Source organism: Acinetobacter pullicarnis (assembly GCF_006352475.1).
GTDB classification, from domain to species: domain Bacteria; phylum Pseudomonadota; class Gammaproteobacteria; order Pseudomonadales; family Moraxellaceae; genus Acinetobacter; species Acinetobacter pullicarnis.
Genome location: NZ_VCMZ01000001.1, coordinates 2,947,106 through 2,973,335 on the forward strand (window position 1 = coordinate 2,947,106; position 26,230 = coordinate 2,973,335).

Annotated in this window: 21 protein-coding genes, 2 tRNA genes and 1 other RNA gene; 9 read left to right on the forward strand and 15 right to left on the reverse strand. The window is 42.0% G+C overall.

The window, feature by feature from the left end; all coding sequences use genetic code 11:
- Nucleotides 1-41: 41 nt before the first annotated feature.
- The 6 genes from odhB to sdhC form a co-directional block, all read right to left on the reverse strand.
- Nucleotides 42-1,232, reverse strand: coding sequence for a 2-oxoglutarate dehydrogenase complex dihydrolipoyllysine-residue succinyltransferase (odhB, locus tag FD716_RS13045; RefSeq protein ID WP_139852740.1), 1,191 nt, complete (start codon nucleotides 1,230-1,232; stop codon nucleotides 42-44).
- Nucleotides 1,232-4,072, reverse strand: coding sequence for a 2-oxoglutarate dehydrogenase E1 component (locus tag FD716_RS13050; protein WP_139852741.1), 2,841 nt, complete (start codon nucleotides 4,070-4,072; stop codon nucleotides 1,232-1,234). Before FD716_RS13050 ends, odhB begins: the two co-directional genes overlap by 1 nt.
- Before the next feature lie 572 nt (nucleotides 4,073-4,644).
- Nucleotides 4,645-5,355 carry a succinate dehydrogenase iron-sulfur subunit gene (locus tag FD716_RS13055; protein ID WP_139852742.1) on the reverse strand — a complete coding sequence of 237 codons (711 nt, stop codon included), beginning with the start codon at nucleotides 5,353-5,355 and terminating at the stop codon, nucleotides 4,645-4,647.
- Nucleotides 5,356-5,369: 14 nt separating this feature from the next.
- Entirely contained in the window at nucleotides 5,370-7,205 is a 1,836-nt protein-coding gene (sdhA, locus tag FD716_RS13060; RefSeq protein ID WP_139852743.1) for a succinate dehydrogenase flavoprotein subunit, read from the reverse strand.
- Between the two features lie 12 nt (nucleotides 7,206-7,217).
- Nucleotides 7,218-7,583, reverse strand: coding sequence for a succinate dehydrogenase, hydrophobic membrane anchor protein (sdhD, locus tag FD716_RS13065; protein WP_139852744.1), 366 nt, complete (start codon nucleotides 7,581-7,583; stop codon nucleotides 7,218-7,220).
- Nucleotides 7,583-7,984 carry a succinate dehydrogenase, cytochrome b556 subunit gene (gene sdhC / locus FD716_RS13070; RefSeq protein WP_139852745.1) on the reverse strand — a complete coding sequence of 134 codons (402 nt, stop codon included), beginning with the start codon at nucleotides 7,982-7,984 and terminating at the stop codon, nucleotides 7,583-7,585. The genes sdhD and sdhC overlap by 1 nt, the downstream gene beginning before the upstream one ends.
- Before the next feature lie 1,079 nt (nucleotides 7,985-9,063).
- Between sdhC and gltA the strand changes: the two genes are divergently transcribed.
- The 4 genes from gltA to FD716_RS13090 all read left to right on the forward strand — a co-directional run bounded on the left by gltA (nucleotide 9,064) and on the right by FD716_RS13090 (nucleotide 14,082).
- Nucleotides 9,064-10,338 (forward strand): citrate synthase, encoded by a 1,275-nt coding sequence (gene gltA / locus FD716_RS13075; protein WP_139852746.1) that lies wholly within the window; start codon nucleotides 9,064-9,066, stop codon nucleotides 10,336-10,338.
- Between the two features lie 206 nt (nucleotides 10,339-10,544).
- A complete protein-coding gene (locus FD716_RS13080) occupies nucleotides 10,545-11,027 on the forward strand; it encodes a hypothetical protein (RefSeq protein ID WP_139852747.1) in 483 nt (160 codons plus the stop codon).
- A 384-nt stretch (nucleotides 11,028-11,411) separates the two neighbouring features.
- Entirely contained in the window at nucleotides 11,412-13,037 is a 1,626-nt protein-coding gene (locus FD716_RS13085) for an NAD+ synthase (RefSeq protein ID WP_139852748.1), read from the forward strand.
- Nucleotides 13,030-14,082 carry a hypothetical protein gene (locus tag FD716_RS13090; protein ID WP_228714950.1) on the forward strand — a complete coding sequence of 351 codons (1,053 nt, stop codon included), beginning with the start codon at nucleotides 13,030-13,032 and terminating at the stop codon, nucleotides 14,080-14,082. The genes FD716_RS13085 and FD716_RS13090 overlap by 8 nt, the downstream gene beginning before the upstream one ends.
- Before the next feature lie 164 nt (nucleotides 14,083-14,246).
- On the opposite strand, the gene FD716_RS13095 is transcribed toward FD716_RS13090, so the two are convergent.
- The 5 genes from FD716_RS13095 to coaD all read right to left on the reverse strand — a co-directional run bounded on the left by FD716_RS13095 (nucleotide 14,247) and on the right by coaD (nucleotide 15,942).
- Nucleotides 14,247-14,323: transfer RNA gene (locus tag FD716_RS13095), tRNA-Met, on the reverse strand.
- Between the two features lie 313 nt (nucleotides 14,324-14,636).
- Nucleotides 14,637-14,713: transfer RNA gene (locus FD716_RS13100), tRNA-Met, on the reverse strand.
- A 62-nt stretch (nucleotides 14,714-14,775) separates the two neighbouring features.
- An RNA gene (rnpB, locus tag FD716_RS13105) (RNase P RNA component class A) lies at nucleotides 14,776-15,157 on the reverse strand.
- A 25-nt stretch (nucleotides 15,158-15,182) separates the two neighbouring features.
- On the reverse strand, nucleotides 15,183-15,449 hold the full coding sequence (locus FD716_RS13110; protein ID WP_139852749.1) for a YfhL family 4Fe-4S dicluster ferredoxin: 267 nt from the start codon (nucleotides 15,447-15,449) through the stop codon (nucleotides 15,183-15,185).
- 1 nt (nucleotide 15,450) lies between these two features.
- Nucleotides 15,451-15,942 carry a pantetheine-phosphate adenylyltransferase gene (gene coaD / locus FD716_RS13115; protein WP_139852750.1) on the reverse strand — a complete coding sequence of 164 codons (492 nt, stop codon included), beginning with the start codon at nucleotides 15,940-15,942 and terminating at the stop codon, nucleotides 15,451-15,453.
- A 256-nt stretch (nucleotides 15,943-16,198) separates the two neighbouring features.
- Here coaD and smpB point away from each other — a divergent pair, with 256 nt between their 5' ends.
- Entirely contained in the window at nucleotides 16,199-16,675 is a 477-nt protein-coding gene (gene smpB, locus FD716_RS13120; protein WP_139852751.1) for an SsrA-binding protein SmpB, read from the forward strand.
- 185 nt (nucleotides 16,676-16,860) lie between these two features.
- Here smpB and FD716_RS13125 read toward each other — a convergent pair whose 3' ends face one another.
- From FD716_RS13125 to rluD, 3 genes are all read right to left on the reverse strand, one after another.
- Nucleotides 16,861-17,412 carry a flavodoxin family protein gene (locus FD716_RS13125; RefSeq protein WP_139852752.1) on the reverse strand — a complete coding sequence of 184 codons (552 nt, stop codon included), beginning with the start codon at nucleotides 17,410-17,412 and terminating at the stop codon, nucleotides 16,861-16,863.
- A gap of 97 nt (nucleotides 17,413-17,509) precedes the next feature.
- Entirely contained in the window at nucleotides 17,510-18,250 is a 741-nt protein-coding gene (gene pgeF, locus FD716_RS13130) for a peptidoglycan editing factor PgeF (RefSeq protein WP_139852753.1), read from the reverse strand.
- Between the two features lie 56 nt (nucleotides 18,251-18,306).
- Complete coding sequence (gene rluD, locus FD716_RS13135; RefSeq protein WP_139852754.1) at nucleotides 18,307-19,359, reverse strand: 23S rRNA pseudouridine(1911/1915/1917) synthase RluD; 1,053 nt, start codon at nucleotides 19,357-19,359, stop codon at nucleotides 18,307-18,309.
- Between the two features lie 72 nt (nucleotides 19,360-19,431).
- Between rluD and FD716_RS13140 the strand changes: the two genes are divergently transcribed.
- On the forward strand, nucleotides 19,432-20,406 hold the full coding sequence (locus tag FD716_RS13140; protein WP_139852755.1) for an outer membrane protein assembly factor BamD: 975 nt from the start codon (nucleotides 19,432-19,434) through the stop codon (nucleotides 20,404-20,406).
- 151 nt (nucleotides 20,407-20,557) lie between these two features.
- The gene (locus FD716_RS13145; protein ID WP_139852756.1) at nucleotides 20,558-22,486 is read left to right on the forward strand and encodes a DNA primase; all 1,929 of its coding nucleotides are present in this window, start codon (nucleotides 20,558-20,560) and stop codon (nucleotides 22,484-22,486) included.
- A 42-nt stretch (nucleotides 22,487-22,528) separates the two neighbouring features.
- On the opposite strand, the gene hemA is transcribed toward FD716_RS13145, so the two are convergent.
- Entirely contained in the window at nucleotides 22,529-23,818 is a 1,290-nt protein-coding gene (gene hemA, locus FD716_RS13150; protein WP_139852757.1) for a glutamyl-tRNA reductase, read from the reverse strand.
- Nucleotides 23,819-23,906: 88 nt separating this feature from the next.
- On the opposite strand from hemA, the gene FD716_RS13155 reads away from it, so the two are divergent.
- Both FD716_RS13155 and lolB read left to right on the forward strand, forming a co-directional pair.
- Nucleotides 23,907-25,601, forward strand: coding sequence for a tetratricopeptide repeat protein (locus tag FD716_RS13155; protein ID WP_215895480.1), 1,695 nt, complete (start codon nucleotides 23,907-23,909; stop codon nucleotides 25,599-25,601).
- A gap of 16 nt (nucleotides 25,602-25,617) precedes the next feature.
- Nucleotides 25,618-26,211, forward strand: coding sequence for a lipoprotein insertase outer membrane protein LolB (gene lolB / locus FD716_RS13160; protein WP_139852758.1), 594 nt, complete (start codon nucleotides 25,618-25,620; stop codon nucleotides 26,209-26,211).
- Nucleotides 26,212-26,230: the final 19 nt, after the last annotated feature.

Sequence of the window (26,230 nt, forward strand, 5' to 3'; positions counted from 1 at the left end):
TTTCATTGAGTCGTATAAATAATCTAAATCAAGGATCTAAATTAAAGATCGAGGATAAGTTTTGCAGGCTCTTCTAACAATTCTTTGATCGTTACAAGGAATTGAACAGCTTCTTTACCATCAATTAAACGGTGGTCATAAGAAAGTGCCAAATACATCATTGGAAGAATTTCAACTTGACCATTCACTGCCATTGGACGTTCTTGGATTTTGTGCATACCCAAGATTGCAGTTTGTGGCGTGTTCAAAATTGGTGTAGAAAGCAATGAACCGAACGTACCACCATTGGTAATAGTGAAAGTACCGCCAGTCATTTCTTCGATTGACAATTTACCAGCACGAGCTTTAGCTGCATATGCGCCAATACCATTTTCAACTTCAGCATAGTTCATGCGGTCAGTATCACGTAATACAGGAACCACTAAGCCACGCTCAGAAGAAACTGCAACACCGATATCGTAGAAACCGTGGTAAACGATGTCATCGCCATCAATCGATGCGTTTACTGCTGGGAAGCGTTTTAATGCTTCAGTTGCAGCTTTAACAAAGAAAGACATAAAGCCAAGACGCGCACCATGACGTTTCTCAAACATGTCTTTATATTGTTTACGCATTTCCATAACTGGCTTCATGTTCACTTCGTTAAACGTTGTGAGCATTGCAGTGCTTTGCGTCGCATCTAATAGACGTTCAGCAACACGTTTACGGAGACGTGTCATCGGAACACGTTTTTCAACACGCTCACCAACAGCAACGCTTAATGGCGTTACAGCAGGTTTAGCTTGATGATTTGCAACGTCTTCTTTAGTGATACGACCGCCACGACCTGTACCAGATACGTCACCCGCATTAATACCTGTTTCAGTCAATGCTTTACGCACTGCTGGCGCTTGATCTTGCGCAGCTTCAGTACGTTCAACCACTGCAGCAGCACCTGCCTGAGTGGCTGCAGAAGCTTGTGCAACTTCTGCTGCTGGCGCAGCTGCTGCAACAGCACCTGCTTCAAACTGAGCAATCACTTCATCAGATAAAACGGTGTCGCCTTCGCCTTTAATGATCGCAACTAAGCTACCGTCTGCAGGAGCAACAACTTCTAACACAACTTTGTCGGTTTCAATATCACAGATAACTTCATCACGTGCTACTGCTTCACCAACTTGTTTGTGCCAAGTTGCGATTGTTCCGTCAGCAACTGATTCTGGGAATACTGGTGCTTTAATTTCGGTTGCCATTAGTTTGTTTCTCCTGATTGATCAGCTACGATTGCAAGTGCGTCATTGACGAGCTGAGCTTGTTGTTTTGCATGTAAATATGCAGAGCCACATGCAGGGGCAGCAGATGCTTCACGGCCTGCATAGCTAATGCGAATTTGTTTACCAGATTCAATAATGTCGTCATAGAGACGTGGTGCAATAAACAACCAAGCACCTTGGTTCTTCGGCTCTTCTTGTGCCCATACCAATTCTTTCACATTTGGATAAGCGGCAAGCACTTCATCTAAACGTTTTTCTGGGTATGGATAGAGTTGTTCAACACGCACAATTGCAATGTTAGACAATTCAAGTTCACGACGTTTTTCAAGTAAGTCGTAATACACTTTACCGCCACAAAGTACTAAACGAGTAACGTCAGCTTTGTTGATTGGATCAATTTCATCAATCACGGTTTGGAAGCCGCCAGTTGCAAGCTCTTCTAAGGTAGAAGTCGCAAGTTTATGACGAAGAAGTGATTTTGGTGACATGATAATCATTGGCTTACGAATTGGGCGAACCGCTTGACGACGTAAGGCATGGAAAATCTGTGCAGGTGTTGTTGGTGTGATCACTTGCATATTTTCTTCTGCACAAAGCTGTAAGAAACGCTCTAAACGTGCAGATGAATGCTCAGGACCTTGACCTTCGTAACCGTGAGGTAACAACATAGTCAAACCACAAACACGTTCCCACTTGGTTTCGCCAGAAGCGATGAACTGGTCAATTACAACTTGCGCACAGTTTGCAAAGTCACCGAATTGGGCTTCCCAAACAATTAAGCTATGTGGCAATGTGGTTGCATAACCATATTCAAAAGCAAGCACCGCAATTTCTGACAACAACGAGTCATAAATCGCAAGACGTGGTTGATTTTCTTTAACATGAAGCAATGGAATATAAACTGAACCATCAACTTGGTTATGTAGTTTCGCATGACGATGCGAGAACGTACCACGACCAACATCTTCACCGGTCAAACGCACCAAGAAACCATCATCTAACAAAGATGCATAAGCTAAAGTTTCAGCAGCACCCCAGTTCAGTGGCATTTCACCCGTTTGCATTTTCAAGCGATCATCAATTACTTTTGACACTTGACGTTGCATCACGAAACCTTCAGGCAGTTTACGCATGTTCTGACCAAGCTCTTTTAAGCGCTCAATCGGAACCGTGGTATCCCACACATCGGTATAGTCATGACCTAAATAAGGTGTCCAATCGACATACATTTTTTCATTTGGTTCAAGTACCAATGCATTCGCAACGTGTTTACCTGCTTCAAGATCTGAACGATAGTCTTCTACCATTTGATCTGCAGCAGCACGGTCTAATACGTTGAGTTGAACCAATTGATCGGCATACAAAGTACGCGTCGTTGGTTTTTTGCTGATGACTTGGTACATCATTGGCTGAGTTGCTGCTGGCTCATCGGCTTCGTTATGACCACGACGACGATAGCAGAACAAATCGATGACAACGTCTTTACGGAAAGTATGACGGAAATCATGTGCCAACTGAGAGATAAACACCACAGCTTCTGGATCATCACCATTGACATGGAAAATTGGTGCTTGAATCATTTTAGCAACGTCAGTTGCATATTCTGTAGAACGCGCATCACGTGGATCGGATGTGGTAAAACCAACTTGGTTATTCACCACAATATGCACGGTCCCACCCACGGTAAAGCCGCGAGTTTGTGACATTTGGAAGGTTTCTTGGTTTACACCTTGACCTGCAAATGCAGCATCACCATGTACGATCAATGGCAATACATCATCACCACCAATGTCTTTACGGCGTACTTGACGTGCACGTACAGAACCTTCTACTACAGGTCCAACGATTTCAAGATGTGATGGGTTAAACGCCATAGCAAGATGGACTTCCCCACCTGGTGTCATCACGTTAGAAGAGAAACCTTGGTGATACTTAACGTCACCAGAGCCTTTCTTATTAATTGACTTACCTTCAAACTCACCAAATAGATCAGCAGGGTTTTTACCCATAATGTTGACCAGCAAGTTTAAACGTCCACGGTGTGGCATTCCAATTACGACTTCTTTACAACCTACAGAACCTGCACGTTGAATGATTTCGTTTACCATTGGAATAAAAGACTCACCGCCTTCAACACCAAATCGCTTCGCACCCACATATTTATTGCCAAGATATTTTTCTAGGCCTTCAGCAGCAGTTAAGCGTTCAAGAAAATGTTTTTTCTGATCTGCGTTAAAACCAAACTGACCGCGAACACTTTCAAGACGTTGTTGAATCCAACGTTTTTCTTTGGTGTCCACAATGTGCATATATTCTGCACCAACCGTACTACAATAGGTTGCTTCCATCGCAGCAATCATTTCACCAAGTGTGGCTTCAGATTTACCGATAGCAAGGTTACCCGTATTAAATACAGTGTCTAAATCAGATTTGGTTAAACCATGCGTTGCAAGGTCTAAATCAGGAACATCTTCGCGAATAGCTAAACCTAAAGGGTCTAACGATGCTTTTTGATGTCCGCGATTACGGTAAGCTGCAATAAGCTGCAAAACCGCAATTTGACGGCGTTCATGCTCAGTACTTACTTCGCCCTGTACAACAGGTTGAACGCGGTTTGAATTACGACCTAATAATAAAAATTGCTCACGGATATTTCCGTGCGGCTGGTCACCTTTAGGGTATTTATCAAAATATTGGCGCCAATCGTCACCGACTGAGGTTGGAGAAGACAGGTACTGTTCGTAAAGCTCTTCAATATACGCTGCACTATCAGCGGAAAGTTCAGTATCAAGACGCAATGCGTCAGCAACTTCTTGCATTTTTGGACCCATTTCCTATTGCAAAAACATTACAGGATGCTTTTTTTAAGCAAACCCATGATTGATAATGCCAAATTGGTAAATTGACATTCACCCATTTTGGCGCTAAAGACCACGGGCGTAGCGGCACATCAGGATCTTTTCTCATGCACCCAACGAATCATAACACCGTCATAGGCATCATCATTCACTCACATACTCGACGCAGTCGAGCAATTTTTTTTGCAAATCGGCTTAGAAAAAACACGCAAATTGCCAATTTTTTCTAAAACGACTTAAACTTGTCTATACAACGCTTAAAAACGCTAGGAATATACCCCAAAAACACATGAAACCCTAGTCTTTTTACAGCTCAAAAAGACTTGTTAAATGCTAACATGAACGCAACAGTCGCTTGATTTTATTGACACATACCATCCATAAATTAGCTAAATACATAAGAAGTATAGCTGAGTTACATATGATGCGGTATCTAATACATTTCGACCAGTGATACTCACAATTAATTACTATTTTTTCGATAAATAAAAAAAAGCGCACATTATTCCAATGTGCGCTCTTTTTTCAATTACTTAACCCGCTTGGTCAAGCAACATATTACGGATGTGACCAATCGCTTTGGTTGGGTTTAATCCTTTAGGACAAACCGATACGCAGTTCATAATTCCTTTACAACGGAACAATGAGAACGGATCGTCTAAGCGTGCAATACGCTCTTGAGTCGCTGTATCACGTGAATCGATGATAAAACGGTAAGCATTTAACAGTGCAGATGGACCCAAGAATTTATCTGGGTTCCACCAGAACGATGGGCATGCCGTTGAACAACATGCACAAAGAATACACTCATACAAACCATTCAAATGATCACGCTCTTCAGGGCTCTGTAGACGCTCTTTCGCAGGTGCTGGCTGATCATTGATTAAAAATGGGTGAATTTTATCGTATTGATCATAGAATTGGTTCATATCAACAACCAAATCTTTAACCACTGGCAAACCAGGAAGTGGACGAATTACGATTTTTTCTGGTAAATCGTTTAAGTTCCACAAACAAGCTAGGCCATTCTTACCATTAATATTCACACCATCCGAACCACAAATACCCTCACGGCAAGAGCGGCGGAATGTCAAACTTTCGTCTTGAACTTTAAGTGCAAGCAAAGCATCGAGCAACATGCGATGTTTGTCTGTTAATTCAAGCTTATAGGTTTGCATGTACGGTGCTTTATCCTTATCAGGATCATAGCGGTAGATTTCGAATGTACGAGTACCTCTACTCATCTTATTTCTCCTGATTAGAATGTACGTGGTGCTGGTGGAATTGGTTCAACCGTTAACGGTTTAAAACGTACTGGCTTGTATTCAAGACGGTTGTCTGATGAATACCACAAAGTATGTTTCATCCACTCATCATCACGACGACCATATGAATAGGTCGGGTGATCTGCTGGTAACTCATAGTCAACAACAGTATGCGCGCCACGGCACTCTTTACGAGCAGCTGCAGAAATCAAGGTCGCTTTAGCAACTTCATATAAGTTTTCAATTTCTAATGCTTCAACACGCGCAGTGTTAAATACTTTAGATTTATCTTTTAAATGAATGTTACGAACACGCGGCTCAATCGCTAAAATTTGCTTCACGCCTTCGTCAAGTAATGCTTGTGTACGGAATACACCTGCATGGTCTTGTACGATGTCACGAATTGCATCAGCAACTTCTTGTGCATTTTCACCTTCAGTGGTTTCATCTAAATGACGAACACGCGCTAAAGTTTGCTCCAAGACGTTGGTTGGAAGCGGTTGATACTCATCACCGTGATGTTTAGTCACATAGTCAATGATATGCTCACCCGCTGCTTTACCAAACACAACCAAGTCAAGTAACGAGTTGGTTCCTAAACGGTTTGCGCCATGTACAGAGACACATGAACATTCACCGATTGCATAAAAACCTTTAACTGGTTTGGTATAGTTCTTGGTACCTTCTTCTGGTAACACAACCTGACCATGCATATTTGTTGGAATACCGCCCATTTGATAATGGATTGTAGGCACAACAGGAATCGCTTCTTTGGTAATATCGACGTTGGCAAATTTCTTACCAATTTCGAATACTGAAGGCAAACGTTTCATGATGGTTTCAGCACCCAAATGCGTCATATCTAGCAAGATATAATCATTTTTAGGGCCACAACCACGACCTTCTTTAATTTCTTGGTCCATTGAGCGTGATACGAAATCACGTGGCGCCAAGTCTTTTAAAGTTGGTGCATAGCGTTCCATGAACGGTTCGCCATCTTTATTACGTAGAATTGCACCTTCACCACGACAACCTTCGGTAAGTAACACGCCTGCGCCTGCTACACCTGTTGGGTGGAACTGCCAGAATTCCATATCTTGCAATGGAATACCTGCACGTGCTGCCATACCAAGACCGTCACCAGTATTGATATAAGCATTGGTAGAAGCACGATAAACACGACCTGCACCACCCGTTGCAAACAATGTTGCTTTACCTTGGAATACAGCGATATTACCGGTTTCTTGATCAATTGCAGTTACACCAAGAACTTCACCCGCTTCGTTGCGGATCAAATCAAGTGCAATCCACTCAACATAAAACTGAGTACCCATTTTTACGTTGCTTTGATAGAGCGTATGCAAAAGCGCATGACCTGTACGGTCAGCTGCTGCACAAGCACGCGGCACTGGCTTATCACCATAGTTCGCAGAGTGGCCACCAAATGGACGTTGGTAAATCGTACCATCTGCGTTACGGTCAAACGGCATCCCCATGTGTTCTAATTCATAGACCACTTTTGGTGCTTCGCGACACATAAACTCAATTGCGTCTTGGTCACCTAACCAATCTGACCCTTTTACGGTGTCATAGAAATGGAAGTGCCAGTTATCTTCTTGCATATTACCAAGCGATGCACCGATACCACCTTGAGCAGCAACGGTATGCGAACGTGTTGGAAATACTTTGGTCAGGACAGCAACTTTCAAACCCGCTTGAGCAAGTTGGTAAGAAGCACGCATACCTGAACCACCACCACCCACGATGACGGCATCGAAAGTGAGGTTTTGAATATTTGAATAATCTTCTTTAGGGGTTATCGCGCCCATGATCTCATCCTATCAATTTGCCCAGAAAATCTGGATTGCCCAGATGGCATACGCAAACACTGCAATAATCACTGCCGATGTCAACACAAGACGTAAGCCAGGTGCTGAAGGACCCATTTGACGAGTCGTCACATAGTCTGTGAATACTTGCCACATACCAATCCAAGCATGTGCGACAAGAGATAAAACTGCCAACAATGAAAGTACTTTCATTGGCAATGTCATCATAAAGCCAGTCCATTGCTCATAGCCAAATCCGCTATTGAAAAGGATCCAACCTAATATCACAAAGGTGTAAACAGCGAGTATGACAGCACTAACGCGCTGGATATACCAATCGCGAGAACCCGAACCAGTTAAACCAGTAGCACTTTTCATCAGAGTACAATCCATATAAATGCTGCGATGATACCAACCGCAGACAAGATCAATGAAAGCGTAGCTGCAATGCGACCACTTTGAAGCTCTTCGGCAACACCCATATCAGCAAATAAATGCTTAATACCATTTACCAAATGGAAAATTAAGCCTGCTAAGAATACCCATACGACGAGACGTACGACGATGTTTCCGAAAACCACATTTTTTATGTAATCAAATCCTTCTGGCGAAGATAAAGACTTATCTAAGATCCATAATAATACGGGTACCAATAGGAAAACGATTACACCAGAGAGACGGTGTAGAATTGATGCAATAGCCACGGGTGAGCGTAAGTTTACCGCTAACACTTGACCCATGGACAAATTGACAGGTCTGTTGCTTTTCACAGCGGGCATCCTGTAAGTAAAAACTCCGGCTGGAGTTTGTTAGAATTAATTCGAAGGAAAGCTGGCATTGTTAGGCAAGCAAATGCCTAAACTTATAAACGACGTCGAATTATAAAACGTCAAGTACTAAATTACAAACCGTGTCGATTGGGTTTTACCTAAAAAAACCATCAAATAAGAATCATTTATAATTCCTATCTGTTTTCCCCAATCTAATTCCCCTTGAAGTTTTTTTGTAAAAACAAACATATACTATTGTTTTTACACAGATAAACAACGAACAACCAAGATTTAAAATCACAAATCTTTTATGCCGCACATAGACTAAAGTAAGTCGCGAAAAGAATCGAATTATATTTAACTTTTATGTGAAAACTAAATACCAAAGGCAAACGCTCCATTTAAACTTAAATACAACGACAATGGATTGACTCACCCATTAAATACCCTTTTAAAATAACGACAATTATCACATAAAACCACATCTCCCCCAAAACCTACTCAAAATTCGTCAATTAGGCTAACGCCGCTTTAAGAATTAAAATTACGTTTAAAACAACACGTGTTTCCCCCTTCTCGCGCTTTACTTACACCGATTTGCAATCACATTGGATTTTATTTAAACAATACCCAAATAAAACATGACTTTTTTTTAGTCAAATTAGAATAAAAGTGAAAAAAAATATTTCAGGATTTGAAGATCGCATTGCCAATAAAAATCAGTGATATATTGCGAGCTAAGTTCCGAACCATCAAGAGTTCAGCAACTTTCTCTCTCACCGGTGACACCCAATAATCTCAACCCAGCTGCGCAAAACCAAGAAATGAAACTGCAGATGTATAATATTTTTCTGCACCTCTTTTATAATTTGTCTTATTATACCGAGTCGATACCTCGGGTATCGACTCGCTTCTCTCTGCTTTCATTGGCAAAAGAGCACACATCTTGTCAAATTTATCCCTAAGTATAATTGACAAAATTACTGCACTCACTAAGCTAAGAGCAAATTTCGATCCGTCTGATTCATCATTAAAATTTCATTATTTTAAATCAGATAATATTTCCACCGGGACAGGAGATCTATTGAATGTCTGAAGCAACTGGCAAGAAAGCCGTTCTAGAGCTTGATGGCAAAAAAATTGAATTACCAATCTACAGCGGCACATTGGGCCCAGATGTAATCGACGTTAAAGATGTATTGGCCTCAGGTCACTTCACTTTTGATCCTGGTTTTATGGCTACAGCATCATGCGAGTCTAAGATCACTTTCATTGATGGCGACAAAGGTGTGCTTTTACACCGTGGCTATCCAATTGATCAGCTTGCAACCCAAGCGTCTTACTTAGAAACTTGCTACTTATTATTAAATGGTGAGCTTCCGACTGCTGAGCAAAAAGCGAATTTCGAACAAATCGTTCGTGAACACACTATGGTTCATGACCAAGTCAGCCGTTTCTATAATGGTTTCCGTCGTGATGCACATCCAATGGCAATCATGGTTGGTGTAGTTGGCGCACTTTCTGCGTTCTATCACAACAATCTTGATATTGAAGATGTAAATCATCGTGAAATTACAGCGATTCGCTTAATTGCTAAAATTCCTACCCTTGCAGCTTGGAGCTACAAGTACACAGTAGGTCAGCCATTCGTTTACCCACGTAATGACTTAAGCTACGCTGAAAACTTCTTATATATGTTGTTTTCAACACCTGCAGACCGTGACTATAAAGTTGATCCAGTCCTTGCTAAAGCAATGGACCGTATTTTCACACTGCATGCTGACCATGAACAAAATGCTTCAACGTCAACTGTACGTTTAGCGGGTTCTACTGGCGCTAATCCTTATGCATGTATTGCTGCGGGTATCTCTGCTCTTTGGGGGCCTGCACACGGCGGCGCCAACGAAGCGGTATTGAAAATGCTTGATGAAATCGGTAGCGTAGATAACGTTGCTGAATTCATGGAAAAAGTAAAACGTAAAGAAGTGAAGCTGATGGGCTTCGGTCACCGCGTTTATAAAAACTTTGACCCACGCGCTAAAGTCATGAAACAAACGTGTGACGAAGTGCTTGCTGCTTTAGGCATCAACGATCCACAACTCGAACTTGCAATGGAACTTGAAAGAATTGCATTGAACGACCCGTACTTCGTTGAACGCAAACTTTATCCAAACGTAGATTTCTACTCAGGTATCATCCTTAAAGCGATTGGTATCCCGACTGAAATGTTCACTGTGATTTTTGCGCTTGCACGTACTGTTGGTTGGATCAGCCACTGGATCGAAATGCATAGCGGACCGTACAAAATCGGTCGTCCTCGTCAGCTTTATACTGGCGAAACACAACGTGACATTAAAGGTTAATCTTATTCAATAAGATGACTTGAAAACCGCCTCAAATGAGGCGGTTTTTTATGAAGTATTTTTGCTTTTTATTATTTTGCCTTCATCTCATTTACGCTTACCACAACACATTAAATTGATGCCCTTTGTTTTTCCCACTTAAGAACATGCAATAAAAGCATCGGCTTAAATCCTCAATGCAACTAACTTAAACCAAGATGCGTCATATGCAAAAACTTATTTGGATATTGCTTCCTTACTTAAAGCTTGAACATTTTCATTGGCGTACATTAACACCTGCAGAAATTGCGCTGTGCCAACCGATCTTTGCCAATTTAATCGACTACTCCAAAGTCAAAATCATGAATCACCCCTTCTTACCCTGGCAGCCAACAGGCATGGTCATGGCACCTATGGGGGCTATTCACTTAAAACCCGCAGATTACTGTACAGACTTTGCACAAGAGAGCCTGTATAACCAAGCCATTTTCATCCATGAGATGACCCATATCTACCAATACCAACAACAAATTAATGTGTTACTTAGAGGTGCCCTGCTGCAGTCCGCCTATTATTTAAGCTGTAAACGCTACAATCCATACGCTTATAATTTTATTCAAAAAAAACCGTTTTCAAGTTACAACATTGAACAGCAAGGTGACATTGCCAAAGATATTTTCTTAAAAAAAATTCAAAACATTATAAAATAATAAAGAGTGATTTATTTCACAAAACTGACCACTAATTATTGATATATTTATAAAAAAAGTTTATAAAACATATGTTTAGTTTTTATAAATCATGCTCTTAATTTATCGTTCGGTAAAATAAGTTCGTGAAGAATTTGGCTAAATGGAGATATATGTGAATAAACGTCATTCAAAGCTAGCTTCTAGATGATTTTTAGTTAAAATACAGAATAATTCTCCTTTTCGCATTGTGAAAAAAGATTTATTTTATAACCATTTACTGGTTATTTTGCATTCCGCGCTCTAGCTATAGTTTTTTTAGTGAAGTACTCAGGGTTGAATAATTACAAACATATAAATCAACGCGTAGTGTACTAAACCTATAAGGAATAGGATTTTACTTAAATGAAAAGTTTTAAAATTGCCCTTGCTCAATCCTCTCCTTACATCGGCAATATTGAATCGAATGTTCAAAAGATGATTGCGCTTGCAAATGATGCTAAAAAACAACAAGCGAACTTAATTGTTTTTCCTGAGCTTTCTACGATTGGCTATCCTGCTGAAGACTTGCTCTTACGCCCAAGCCTGTCGAAACGAATGACTCAGGCATTTGAACAACTAAGCCAAGTCAAAGACATTGTCATGGTCTTCGGTTTTGTCAATCAAAATGAAACAGGACAACGCTTCAATTCCGCAGCTGTAATGAAAGATGGGCAGATTCTGGGGATCTACAATAAACAAAACCTCCCAAATTACAGTGTGTTTGATGAGAAACGATATTTCGAACAAGGCCACCAGCACCTTGTTTTTGAATATCTCGAACATAAATTTGGCGTCTTAATTTGTGAAGATCTTTGGTCAGTCGCAACAGTACAGCAACTTGCCCAACTCAATGTCGATAGCATTTTGGTCTTAAATGCCTCTCCTTATGAAGTTGGTAAACCACAGCACCGTATTGAAGCGATCCAAGCGCTCATCAAACAATTCAACATCAACGTCGTGTATAGCAATCAAGTGGGTGGACAAGATGACCTCATCTTCGATGGCAGTAGTTTTGTAATTAATCGCGATAGCGAAGTGGCTTTACGCGCACCAAGCTTTACTGAAGGCCTTTATTTTGTTGACTATGAAGCCAACAATCTAGCCTATAAAGTGGTTAAACCTGAACCTGCACTCGATACCATGGCCGAAATTTATCAAAGCTTGGTTATGGCAACCCGTGACTATGTACAACGTTCAGGTTTTCCTGGTGTGATATTAGGTCTGTCGGGCGGGATCGACTCAGCGTTAACTCTCGCGATTGCTGTTGATGCGCTTGGTGCAGACAAGGTCCAAGCCATCATGATGCCTTATACCTATACAGCACAGATCAGTGTAGAAGATGCGGCAGAACAAGCCAAACGTTTAGGCGTTACTTTTGGGATTGCGGAAATCAACCCGATCGTAAATAGTTTTATGCAAACACTCTATCCATTCTTTGGCAACAGCCCTGCTGATACCACTGAAGAGAACTTGCAAGCACGGACACGCGGTACCTTATTAATGGGGCTATCGAATAAGTTTGGCAATTTGGTACTTTCTACAGGTAATAAGTCTGAATTGGCTGTTGGCTACTGTACGCTGTATGGCGATATGGTGGGTGGCTTTGCAGTACTCAAAGATGTTTATAAAAGCATTGTGTTTGAGCTTGCAAAATACCGTAACAGCATCGAAGAAAAACCGGTCATCCCACCACGTGTAATTAGCCGTCCACCTTCTGCAGAGCTCCGCCCTGATCAAAAAGATCAAGACTCTCTTCCGCCATACGATGTGCTTGATGCCATTTTGTATGCCTATATTGAAGAAGATCAAAGTCAGGCTGACATTATCGCAAAAGGTTTTAAAGCTGAAGTGGTTGAGAGAATTATCGGCTTAGTTGACCGCAGTGAATACAAGCGTCGACAAGGTGCAATTGGCCCACGTATTACTTCTCGTGCATTTAGCCGTGAACGTCGCTACCCAATCGTCAATGGCTGGATACCGGGTGTCTAATCCGACCGGATCAGCACAACTTGCTCAAGCACTGCTGCTTGAGCAAGTTGGTTATTATAGAAAAAAATTATTAAATATAGAGCAAGAAAAAAACCACCAGCAACAGATTCTGCAACAAACCATTGATCAGCTCTATCAAAATGCCAAGCAACTCCAACTCAAAGATGTAATTCAAGTTGAGCAGCTGCATGAAGTGGTCAAAAAATACAGCTTCGAACTCAATCTTGGCGCTGAAATACTTGAATTTATTGGGGTAGCCTCACGCGAACTCTATCAACAATTAAGAAATAACCAGACCCCACTGAAAGCATTTTTTACCCACGCTTCTTTTGCCCTTTGGCTACAAAAAATACTCGAACTCGACCATCTCCGCGATGATTTCCGTGATTACCTCCTACAAACGCCACATATCCAGCAATTGAGCTTACAGCTCGCCAATCACCTCCTGACCGAGAACACCCCGTGGCTCGACTATTTACGTAAATTACAGCTCTCTCAGCACAGTCGCATAGCGCGTGGAATTAGCTTCCTACAAGACCAACAACAAAATATAGAACTTAAGTTAGAACAACGCTTGGCCAAAGTATTGCTCAATCAATTGGGCGAACTGATTACCCTACCCAATGATGAGTTAGCTGATTTTTGTGAATTAATTTGGTCTTCCGTTCAGGAAAAAACCATCAAGCAATGCTGTATGCATATCGAAGCAATCGACTTTGAAGAGTTCTTTATTTTGGCCTATGAAAGCTGGAAACAACTCCGTCAAACAGTACTGATGCAAACATTGATTCTACGTATTGTTGATGTGTTCTATCAACATTTTGCCGAAGATGACTTACAAAGCCTCATCCTCGCTGTAGGGCTAAATAAAACCGATTTCTATACCGAGGCTGAACGCTTCCTTCCACCTATTCTCAAAGTATTAGATCAAATTGGCTTACTTGAGCAGATGCTTAAAAATCTACTTGAACCATTTTATAACAGCGCACAGACACAGCACTTAATAGATGCGCATATCCAGCAGATGCTGGACCAAGCCAAATAAACCAATAAAGCCCCAATGCATCATTCAACTCACCGACACATCCTGCCAAGCATCATCATGCCAGCCATATTGATTCGTCAAACGGCTTAAGGATTCAAATATAATTTTTCGATAAAAAATGCAGATAAAAAAAGACCATGCATTGGATGCATGGTCTATAAAAATGGTGGCTATGACGGGATTTGAACCTGTGACCCCAGCATTATGAGTGCTGTGCTCTAACCAACTGAGCTACATAGCCGAAAAACTGTGAGCGCATTATCTAAAGTTCGGAAGCATGCGTCAAGCAATTATTCACACGAACGCTCACAGTTTAAACAACTCATTATCAACAAGTTAAATTTCATACAGATTCACTAATATTTTAAAGCTGATACTAGAAAATTGGGACAAAAGCTTATTTTTATCAATTCATGGGGCATTTCAATGGAGGTCAATTTTAATATCGACAGAACAATAAGTAGCCTAAAGCCACCCAAACTAAAATGACGCTCACCGTTTTTCTTATTTTAAAGATAAAAAAAGACCACACATTGGATGCGTGGTCTATAAAATGGTGGCTATGACGGGATTTGAACCTGTGACCCCAGCATTATGAGTGCTGTGCTCTAACCAACTGAGCTACATAGCCGAAAACTTCGCGCATTATCTGCTGTAATATAAATTACGTCAAGCACTAATTTCAAAAAATTTAGATGAAGTGAGCCGATAAGCCGGGTTCTGTCGTGAACGATCATTCCTCTAGGCGTACAATCACTCATACGCTCCAGCAACCTACCCGAATCCAGTACGGGCCGTACCTCAGGATTCCTATTTGGTCTTGCTTCAGGTGGGGTTTACCTTGCCATGAACTGTTGCCAGACATGCGGTGCGCTCTTACCGCACCCTTTCACCCTTACCGACCTTACTTACTTCCCGAAAGAAGCAAACAAAGCAGGCGGTCTTCTCTCTGCTGCACTTGCCGTCGGCTTGCGCCGCCCAGACGTTATCTGGCACCTCGCCCTTTGAAGCCCGGACTTTCCTCCCCTGCTCCAGTCACGGAGACTTACACAGCGGCGATCGTTTGGCTCACTTCAAGGGGCGCATCTTAGCAAGTTTTTCTAAGAATTGCCCGTGTTTTTTTGAGCAATCAGTTTTTTATACTTCGCCATCAGCTCATCTTGGCTTTCTGCATGATCAGGATCGAGCGGAATACAATCAACTGGACAAAATAACTGACATTGTGGCTCATCATGATGACCCACGCATTCGGTACATAAATGGGGATGAATTTCATAAATGATCTCCCCCATAAATATCGCCTCATTGGGGCAGACTGGTTCACAGACATCACAATTGATACATTCATCGGTTATAAATAAAGACACGCTACCAACCTTGTAGAAGTTTACGTTCAAAGGCTTCAACGACTACTGGCGGTACAAATCGCGTGACATCGCCTTTTAACCGGGCAATTTCACGCACCAATGTCGATGAAATAAAAGAGTACTGCTCAGAAGGTGTTAAAAATACCGCTTCAAAATGAGGATCCAATTGGCGATTCATATTCGCCAGTTGAAACTCATATTCAAAGTCAGAGATTGCACGTAAACCACGTAGTACCGCAGTCGCATTTTGCTCTCTGAAAAAATTGACCAACAAGCCATCAAAACCAGCAAATTCAACATTGTCTAGATGCGCCAATGATTTTTTTGCAAGATCAACACGTTCTTCTAAACTGAAAATCGGATTTTTATGATGTCCAATGGCGATCGCGACGACAACCTCATCGAACATTCGTGCTGCTCGAGTAACTAAATCGATATGACCATTGGTAATTGGATCAAATGTTCCTGGATAGATGACACGAGTTTTACGCATCTAAGCATACTCTGAATAAGTTAGATCTGCATTCTACCAAAAACTTATTTGAACTCAACTAAAGCTGCACACTCGCGCATTTAAGGGCAAGCTCTGCCTTGTATGCTTCGTTGCATTGTTAATGAGAGGTCAAAGGCGAACTATTCCGCTTAGATCCTCTTAATCAAACTTACCTGCTTGAGCACAGAGTCGCTCATAGCACTTCACCTTCTGGGCAGATTAAGGCAAAATAGAACATTCTTGGAAAAATAGTCTTATGGCAAAAAACATCGTCGTTAAAAAAAATAATGGTGGCACCATTGCACAGAACAAACGTGCACGTCACGATTACTTTATTGAAGAAAAAATTGAAGCGGGTCTTTCACTACAGGGCTGGGAAGTAAAATCCATGCGTGGCGGACGTATGACCATCACTGAAAGCTATGTTGTCTTTAAAAACAATGAAGCGCTCTTGGTTGGCTCTCAAGTGCAACCCTTACTTTCAGCCTCAACCCATGTCGTCCCAGAAGCCACGCGTACGCGTAAATTGTTACTGTCACGACGCCAAATTGACAACCTTATGGGTGCCGTTAACCAAAAGGGCTATTCTTGTGTGCCTTTGAGTTGTTACTGGAAAGGTCATTTGGTTAAGCTTGAAATTGCATTGGTTAAAGGTAAGCAGTTGCATGACAAACGCGCGACTGAAAAAGATCGCGATTGGCAACGTGATAAAGCACGTATTTTTCATAAGTAAAATCATGCGTCTCGCCCTTATCCGCACAGCTTCAGGCGTGTCTTCTGAACCTCCGCTTAATGTTATCAATTTATCTGCAACAACAAAAAGGTCCCAAATCATTTGGGACCTTTTTATTTTCACTTGCTTGGATTTTGCTTTTTAAGTTTTGATCTTTAGCACATTAACCCACATGCGCATATAGATTAGAAATGTTTGTTAAGTAATAACGCCACATATTCACCGAACCAAATCGCAGTATTTAAATCCCCTTGTGGTGGTGTGACTTCAATAGGCGCATTGTCCGATTGCGTCATCAACCCCAAACAACTTGATAAGCGATTCAGATCCATTTCCGAGCTTCCCGTTGGAGACAAAGGCAAACCAGCCCACAGCATGCCGTGTTGCATCGCAAATAAATTGATTTGTTGAAGCACTGACAACTTATCGCCACTCAACCCACCCGAATTGGTAAAGCCTGCAGCTAACTTGCCTTGCCACAAACGGTCGCGCCAACGCTTCGAGGTTGAATCCATAAATCCTTTAAAAGCAGCAGTAATACTCCCCATATACGTCGGGCTACCGAAAATAATTGCATCTGCTTGGTCTAGGAACTCCCAATCAATCTGTTCAATATTCATCGCAAGCACCCGCACCCCGACTTGCTCTGCCCCTGTTGCAATGTGTTGCGCAACTTTTGCAGTGTGACCATAAGGACTGTGATAAACGATGGCGAGAGATTTAACAGGTACGGACATATCAATGGTAATTTAAAAAAATTGACTCAGTGTAGCATTATTCCTATCACTCATTTTTGAATATTCCCAAAAATAGCTTCGGCTAAGACCAGTCGCCTTAAGCCATAAATGCAAAGCTCGCCATGCGGCCCGCTTGGGGATCACGGCGATAGGAATAATAACGATCACTTTGACGATAACTGCATTGATCCCCACCCAATACAACTTTCACGCCATACAACCCTAAGATATAGCGTGCAATCGCATAGAGATCTGCCTGATATTTCCCAAACTGTTTGCCCGATTCAAATGCCGATTCCAAGGGGGGATATTTTTCACAAAATACCTGTTTAACTTCTGTACCCACCTCAAAACACGGTTGACTAATTGCAGCACCAAGCCAAGCCCAAGTCGGCTGTGACTGCATCTGCTCAATGGTATTTTCAATAATACCATTGGCTAAGCCACGCCATCCCGCATGCAGATTGGCAACTTCAGTGCCGTTGGCATTGCCCAACACCACAGGTAAACAATCTGCGGTCATCATCATCAAGGCATGACCGGCAAGTTGTGTTACCAAGCCATCGCCTTCACGTTCATTAAAAGACTGTTGATGATTGACCGTATGGCAAAGCGTGCTATGGGTTTGTCTCATCCATGTGATTTTATTAACCCCATAAGCCGACAGTTGATCGAGCAACATCATACGATGCTGTTGCACACGAGCCGTTTGATCATTGACATGCAGTGCTAAATTAAATCCAGCCAATGCGCTAGAAGTTGATGCTAAGGCACGCGGATGTTGTATTTGGGTTTGTCCAACATAGACTCCCTGTGGCAAACCGGATATAAATTGCATCTTCTGTTCCTCACGCATCATCTTGCTTGACTTACTTTAAATCAGACTGAACTGGATTAATAGGCAGCATTCTCTGTACGCAATACCTCAACCAAGTTTTTGAAGTCATCCGACCACGGTGCTTCAAACATCATTTCTTCACCACTGCGTGGGTGAATGAGCCCCAATTTAAAGGCATGTAAGGCTTGACGTTTAAAGCCACGAATCGTGGTTTGTAAAAGCTCTGATGCACCAGCAGGCATGCGCACACGGCTTACATAAACGGGATCACCCAAAAGTGGAAAGCCGATATAGTTAAAATGCACCCGAATCTGGTGAGTACGTCCAGTCTCTAGCTGCGCTTGAATACGCGTAAAGTGCAAAAAGCGTTCTTTAACATTGTAATGGGTAATCGCATCACGCCCGCCTGGCAGTACTGCCATTTTAATGCGATCAACAGGATGGCGTTTAATCGGTTCATCAATGGTGCCACCAGCAATGACTTGTCCATAAACCACCAAGTCATAAAGGCGATAAACGGTTTTTTTAGCCAATTGTTTACTTAAAGAAAATTGTGCTTCTAAATTCTTGGCGACCACCAATAGACCACTGGTGTCTTTGTCGATTCGATGTACCAAGCCTGCACGTGCCAATTCGGCAGATTTTGGATAATGAAACAAAATCGCATTAATAAGCGTGCCATTGGGATTACCAGCACCTGGATGAACCACCATACCAACGGCTTTGTTGATCACCATAATGTCATCATCTTCATAGACAATGTCTAAGGGAATATCTTCAGCAACTGCACCGATTTGTACTTCGAGCTCAACCTCTAAGGTCAATAACTCATTGCCTTCACAGCGATATTTGGGCTTAACTGTTGCTCCATTGACCAACAAATGACCGTCTTTCATCCATTGTTTTAGTTTTTCGCGAGAATATTCCTTCCACACCATCGCAGCGACTTGGTCGATACGTTGTCCGAGGTAAGATTCATCCAATTGAAATTTCAACGATAAACGGGTTGCAGTTGCTGCAGAATTATGGTTATCTGCTTCCTCAGAATCTTCGAGTAAATTGAAATCGGTTTCTGAGAAGATAGAATTAGAAGATTGTGTTGAAGTCATTTTGCGCATCGGGATAAAAGTGGTTTAATAGCGCAATTGTAGCCTATTGCCCAGATCAACAGAGGATTTTTTATGTCGCTACCACGTTATAAAATTACAATGCTAGCTGTAACAATCGGCTTAGCAACAACATTAGTGGGCTGTAGCAGTAATCCAAAGAAAAAAGATGTGGTTGATACTGGTCCGAAATCCAGCGAACAAATTTATTATGATAAAGCGCTCAAGTCACTTGATCGTGGTCAATATAGCGAAGCTGCCAAGTCTCTAGAAGCCATTGACACCTATTATCCGACGGGACAATATGCGCAGCAAGCACAACTCGATTTGATTTATAGCAAGTTTAAGCAAAAAGATTATGAGGGAACCATCGCCCTCGCAGAACGTTTTATTCGTATGAATCCGCAGCATCCAAATGCAGATTATGCCTATTATGTTCGTGGTGTCGCCAATATGGAGCTGAATTACGACAGTATTTTACGCTACACCTCTTTGCAACAAGCGCATCGTGATGTGAGCTACTTAAAAATTTCTTATCAAAATTTTGTTGATTTTGTACGTCGTTACCCAAGTAGCCAATATGCAGTAGATGCAGCGCAACGTATGAAGTATATCGGCCAAGAATTGGCTGAAAGTGAAATGAATGCCGCACGTTTTAATCTCAAACGTAAAGCATGGCTTGCTGCAATCGAACGCTCACAGTGGGTGGTTGAACATTATCCACAAAGCCCACAAGTTCCAGAAGCATTGGCAACGATTGCTTATGCTTATAATAAACTGGGTGACCAAGCCTCAGCACAACAGTATAAAGAAGTGATTCGTTTAAATTATCCAAATTTAATCAAATCAAATGGTGATGTGAATTTACGTGCCGCACGTAAAGATGGCAGTTGGGTCAACCGTGCCACACTTGGTATTTTTGGTCGTGAAGCCAGCAGTGAATCAGATAAAAATACGGTAAAAGAAAGTACATCAGCACCAGAACGCAGCTGGACCAATCGTTTAAGCCTAGGTCTTTTTGATAAGCCAACGGCCGAAAGCGAACAGTAATCCGCATAAGTGCAGTGAAAAGACGAGTTTTAACTCGTCTTTTTTTATGTTGAGTAATTTATCTTAAAGACGAAACTCAAACACTGGGTTAAACTGAGCTTCTGCTTTTCGGTTGCATCTAACATTCACTCTTGAGTCTGGCTTTTAAATTATGGCAATTCCACAACATACCATTGATCAAATTCTGGATCGCACAGATATTGTTGATTTAATTGGCCAACATGTGAAATTGAAAAAAACGGGACGGACCTATTCTGGTTGCTGCCCGTTCCATCAAGAAAAATCGCCTTCGTTTCACGTTTATCGTGACAAGCAGTATTATCATTGCTTTGGTTGTCAGGCCAACGGCAACGCTATTCGTTTCTTAATGGATATTGAGCAACGCAATTTCGTTGAGGTGATGAAGCAACTATCAAGTCAAACCGGCATTGAACTGCCCAAAGACCAACAAGATTCGAAACGTCTGGTCTATAAAAAAGAAACACCCAAAAAAATAGCACCACAAGCAACGGCTACACCACAAACCAAAGCAGCACCAAGCAGCACCCCTACAAATACTCCGCCCAGTCATGGTCTTAGCTTTGCTTATGATCCTTTTGAACAGTATCAAACCGCACCAGACTTTGATGAACAAGGTTTTGATGTGCATGGCTTTGATACAGGCTTTGTCAATGAAGCCGTGGTACAAGAAGGCAATCTCTATGATTTATTAGAGAATGTCGCGCAATACTATCAACAACAGTTGCCACACAGCCAAGTTGCACAGCAATATTTTAGACAACGTGGTCTCAGCAATGAAACCTTAGCCTACTGGCGCTTAGGCTATGCACCTGAAGATTGGCAACATCTCGAAAAAGTATTCCCACAAGACATTGCTGGACTCAAATTATTGGGGCTGATTCGTACCAGTGACAGCGGCCGTGATTTTGACTTATTACGTGAACGGGTGATTTTCCCCATCCGTGATCACAAAGGCCGAGTCGTGGGCTTTGGCGGTCGTGCCCTCAATGATGAAATCAAGCCGAAATATATCAACTCGCCAGACTCCGAAGTCTTCCATAAAAACCAATTGCTTTACGGCCTCTATGAGGGCCGCAAACACAAGGCAAAAGACTGGCTGATGGTTGAAGGTTATATGGATGTGATTGCCCTACAGCAAAATGGTATTTCGGGTGCTGTTGCGACGCTCGGAACAGCCAGTAATGCCGACCACTTAACCACACTATTTAAACAAAATAATCAGCTCACGATTGCCTTTGATGGTGATGCAGCAGGGCAAAAAGCAGCTAAGCGCACCCTCGATATTGCACTGCCCCTGCTCAATGATGGTCGTGAGCTCAAATTCTTTGTTCTTCCTAAAGAACATGATCCAGACTCCCTCATTCGTAAAGAAGGCTTAGAAACCTTCCATCGGCTTTGGCAACAGTCCCCACTGCTCTCTGATTTTGTCTTTGCACTGCTGAGTCAAAACTATGATGTTAGTTCACCAGAAGGTAAAAGTCAGGTGATGGCTGAGCTGAATCAGCTGACGGAGTTATTGCCAAAACATGGCTCTTATCGTTATTTGTTAAAACAGTTTTTTAGAGAAAAACTCGGCATTAACAAGAAATGGCAACCTAAAATCAGTCTTGATGCCTCCTTGTCTTTTAATATCCGCACCAAAGACGAAGATTTTGCGGTCGCAATTCTGATGCATCACCCCTTCTTATATATTCACTTTGAAGTATTGCGTGCCTTTATTCATCCCGATGAATTGCTGGCGCGAGTCTTGGCGCGATTTGATCGTGTCTTTGATGAACTACCCGATGATCAAGAACTTGCAACCTATTACATATTAGGTGCGTGCAGTCCCTATCATTATGAATTGGTTGAAATCATGCAACGTACCAATATTCAAGCACTCACCCAAGCACCTGAAATGGCAGATAAACTTGCCTCAGAATATTCATTATCATTACAAGAAAAGTATGTGCGGATGAAACTAAAAGCACCGGGTTCTTTAAGCGAATCACGCAATTTAAGACAACATTTGAATGAATTAACCAAACGAATTAGCTTAAAACTGGTCCAAAGCGAATAAGTAAAAAATGCTCAGCTTACATTTAGCTGCAAAATTTTAGTTTTAACCTGGACGACGGGGCTTACGTTGCTTTTGAAAGATCTCAGCCAACTGCGTTTGCATCCATTCAATTTGAGATGGATCTTCGTCTTTGGCCGCTTCACGTAATAGAATCGAGGTTGGATGTAATAGTTTTTGAGTTAAGCGATGGCTAAATTCTTGTAAGACTTGCTCAACGTTTTCATTTGCTTGAATACGTGCCAATGCATGTGCTAACTCAGTCTGGGCAGATTGCTCACCCTGCTCACGATAGGCAGCAATAACCCCACCTGCATCATTAATTTTCTGACGGGTCACCAATTGGGTTACCAATTGATTCACCATCACTTCTGCTTCCACAGCGGCTTGACGACGTTGTGCTAAATTTTCTTCAATCACACTCTGTAAATCATCGACCCCGTACAAATAGACCCCATCTAAACTTTCAACTTTGGAGTCAATATCACGTGGTACAGCCAAATCAACCAATAACATTTGCTGATAACGTCTTCGTTTTAATGCGGTTTTAACATCTGTAAATGAAATCACTTGATGCAGACTGCCTGTACAGCTAGAAATAACATCTGCGCGATGCAAATGCTGCGCCAATTCATCGAAGGGGACGATTTCCACGTCAACACGATGTGCAATTTCTTGTGCTAACTTTTCTGCACGTTCTCGCCCACGGTTGCAAATCAAAACTTTGGCCACACCCATTTCGGCCAAATGCTTGGCAACAAGGTTGTTCATTTCACCTGCAGCCACCACCATCACGGTCAATGTTTCTGGCTTACTAAACACTTGCAAAGACAATTGTGCAACGGCATAGCCCATCGAAACCGCATGACTTCCCACGGCCGTTTCAGAACGCACGCGCTTCGCTGCATAAAATGCATATTCAAAAATTTGATTGAGATTTTGTGAAACCAGTTCAGCCTCTTTAGATAAAGACAATGCTGTCTTAACCTGCCCCATGATTTGCGGTTCACCGAGCATTAGCGAATCTAAACCACTGGCAACTCGCATTAAGTGGGAAACTGCATCGGTATTTTCATAGCGATATACATGGTTTGACAAATGTTTTACATCAATGTTATTTGTTTGAGCGAGCCAATCTAATACCATATCCGCACTTTCAGCCATAGCGTAGACTTCTGTGCGATTACAGGTAGAGACCACGACCATGTCATGCAGGTCTGGATGGCTGTTTTGCGCGATCAGCAAATCCTTTAACCGCTCAGGGTTAAATGCTATGCGTTCACGCAGCTCAACAGAGGCTGTTTGATGGTTGACCCCCAATGCAAAGAAAGACATATCAGATCATCATTTCGCTAAATTTGTGCTATTGTGCAACATTGGTGTCATAAGAAAGTATTACTTGGATCAAAAAAAATTGTGTAATATCAGCAGCCGAATTAACAGTATGGCCATAAAGCACTATTCTAGCACATTCTTGCTGCTGGGTAGCATGGCTTCGACTGCACATCTTAGAGCATCTGAACCAACTTTACATAATGAATCACATAAAGAAGCCATTTTACAGAGTATGGTGGCTGAGTTTGCACTCGCAAATGGCGATACTGCAACGGCATTACACAATTATACCGTCTTGGCCATTCGCAGCGATTCTACCGCAGTTAAACAGCATGCACTTAATATTGCAATCGAGCAAAATGATTTACAGGCCGCACTAGACATTGCTAGACATTGGGTCTTACAAGAGCCCAAGGACGTTCCCGCTAAGTTTTATTTGGCTCATATTGCGCTCAAATCACATGAATATGAACTGGCAGCACAGACCTTAGACAGTATTTTAAATCTGGATAGTAATGCGGACTTAGAAAACATCTTGGCTGGGATTTCACCTGAAACAGCACAAGATCGTGACAGCTTACTCAAGACTTTAAATGCCAGTAAAGCCAAAGACAATCCCTCTATTCTAATTTTAATCGCAGGCTTACAAGCACAGAGCAACCAACTGGAACTAGCGCTTAAAAATGTGAATAAGGCCTTGAGAAAACGCCCCAAGGTAACGGGCTTTATTTTACTCAAAGCCAATTTACTCATGGCTTTGGGTGATGATGAAGAAACCTTAAAGTGGTTTGAACGAAGCAGCAAAAAAAACAAAAACAACTTAGAAGTCCGCTTAGCTGAAGCACGCTATTTGATTAAGATCAATCAAGCTGAAGCCGCGCTTGATAAACTCGCACAAATTACCAATGTCTGGCCCAATGCAGATGAAGCTTTATTCATTGCTGGGCTTACTGCCATTGATTTAAAAAAATATGATCAAGCGGAACAATATTTGGTTGGCCTGCGCTATTCGAGTCAATATCAAAACGAGGCTTATTTTTATTTGGCAGTCAATGCCGAGCGCAAACAGCAAGAAGAAACGGCCAAGGCCTACTACCGTCTGGTCGATGGAAATTTATATACCGTTTCAAGACGTAATCTAATTTCAATTTATGATCGTCAGGGGAAGCTCAATGATGTGCTGCGTTTTCTGACACAAGAACGGGTCAATTATCCACAGCACGCCAGTTTTCTCTATCAGGCACAGGCAGAAATTTTAAAAAGAATGGGGCATGACAAAGCCGCACTCCGCTTACTCGACGAAGCGGTAAAAAACTTACCCGATGATCCTGAATTGGTCTATTCCCAAGTGTTATTGCTTGACCCATTTCAAAATCGTGAACGTCTCGATAAAGCCCTGAAACAACTGTTGCAGCTTGAACCGAATAGTCCAACCTATCTAAACGCCTACGCCTATACACTTGCCTTACAGAATCGACGTTTAGATGAAGCACGTCGTTATGCTGAACGCGCACTCGAATTTGCCCCCGAACAAGCCTCTATTTTAGATACACTCGGCTATATTACATTTTTACAAAATGATTTTGATCGTGCTTCTCAGGCCTTAGGCCAAGCCTATGCACTCAGCCCAAGCGTGAATATTGGTGTACGTTATGCCAAATCGCTTTATATGCAAGGTGCACTGGAAAAATTCAATCAAGTTTTACAACAACTGCAACTCAACCATCCCAATGATCCGCAACTTAATCAACTGAATTCGTTGATATTGCCAGAAAAACATTAAAAGAGTGAATTCACCTATGTCTCGATTTCGTTCTCGCCTCTTGGTTACTGCATCTTTGGCCATGTTCAGCCTGAGTGGTTGTCAACTGATTTCGCAACAGCCGACCTTGCCTAGCAGCACAATTGATCCTGCCCAAGCGCTGCAGCAAAATCAATTTAGTTTACAGGGTAAAATTGGGGTCAAAACACCCGATCAATCAGGCAGTGCTTTTTATACTTGGATTCAAAATGGCCCGCAATTTAACATTCAGCTCAATGGCGCCTTAGGCGTAGGAAAAACCATTATTGAAGGGCAAGCGGGTCAGGTCACGCTAGACAATGCAAAAACTGGATTAATTACAGCTGCAACACCAGAAGAGCTGCTACAACAAGCCACTGGATGGGTTGCACCGATTACCGCTTTGGTCGATTGGGTACAAGCCAGACCAGCAACAGCGCAGGCTGAAATACAAAAAGATGACGCTGATCGCATTGCGCACCTAAAAGAAGCGGGATGGTCTGTAGATTTCAGCTATGTAGATCAGGCAACATTACCCAATAAATTGATTTTGACGCAGCAACTGGAAAATGAGCAGGAAAATCGCATTACCCTACTGATTCAAAACCGTTAACAAATTGTTTTACATAAAT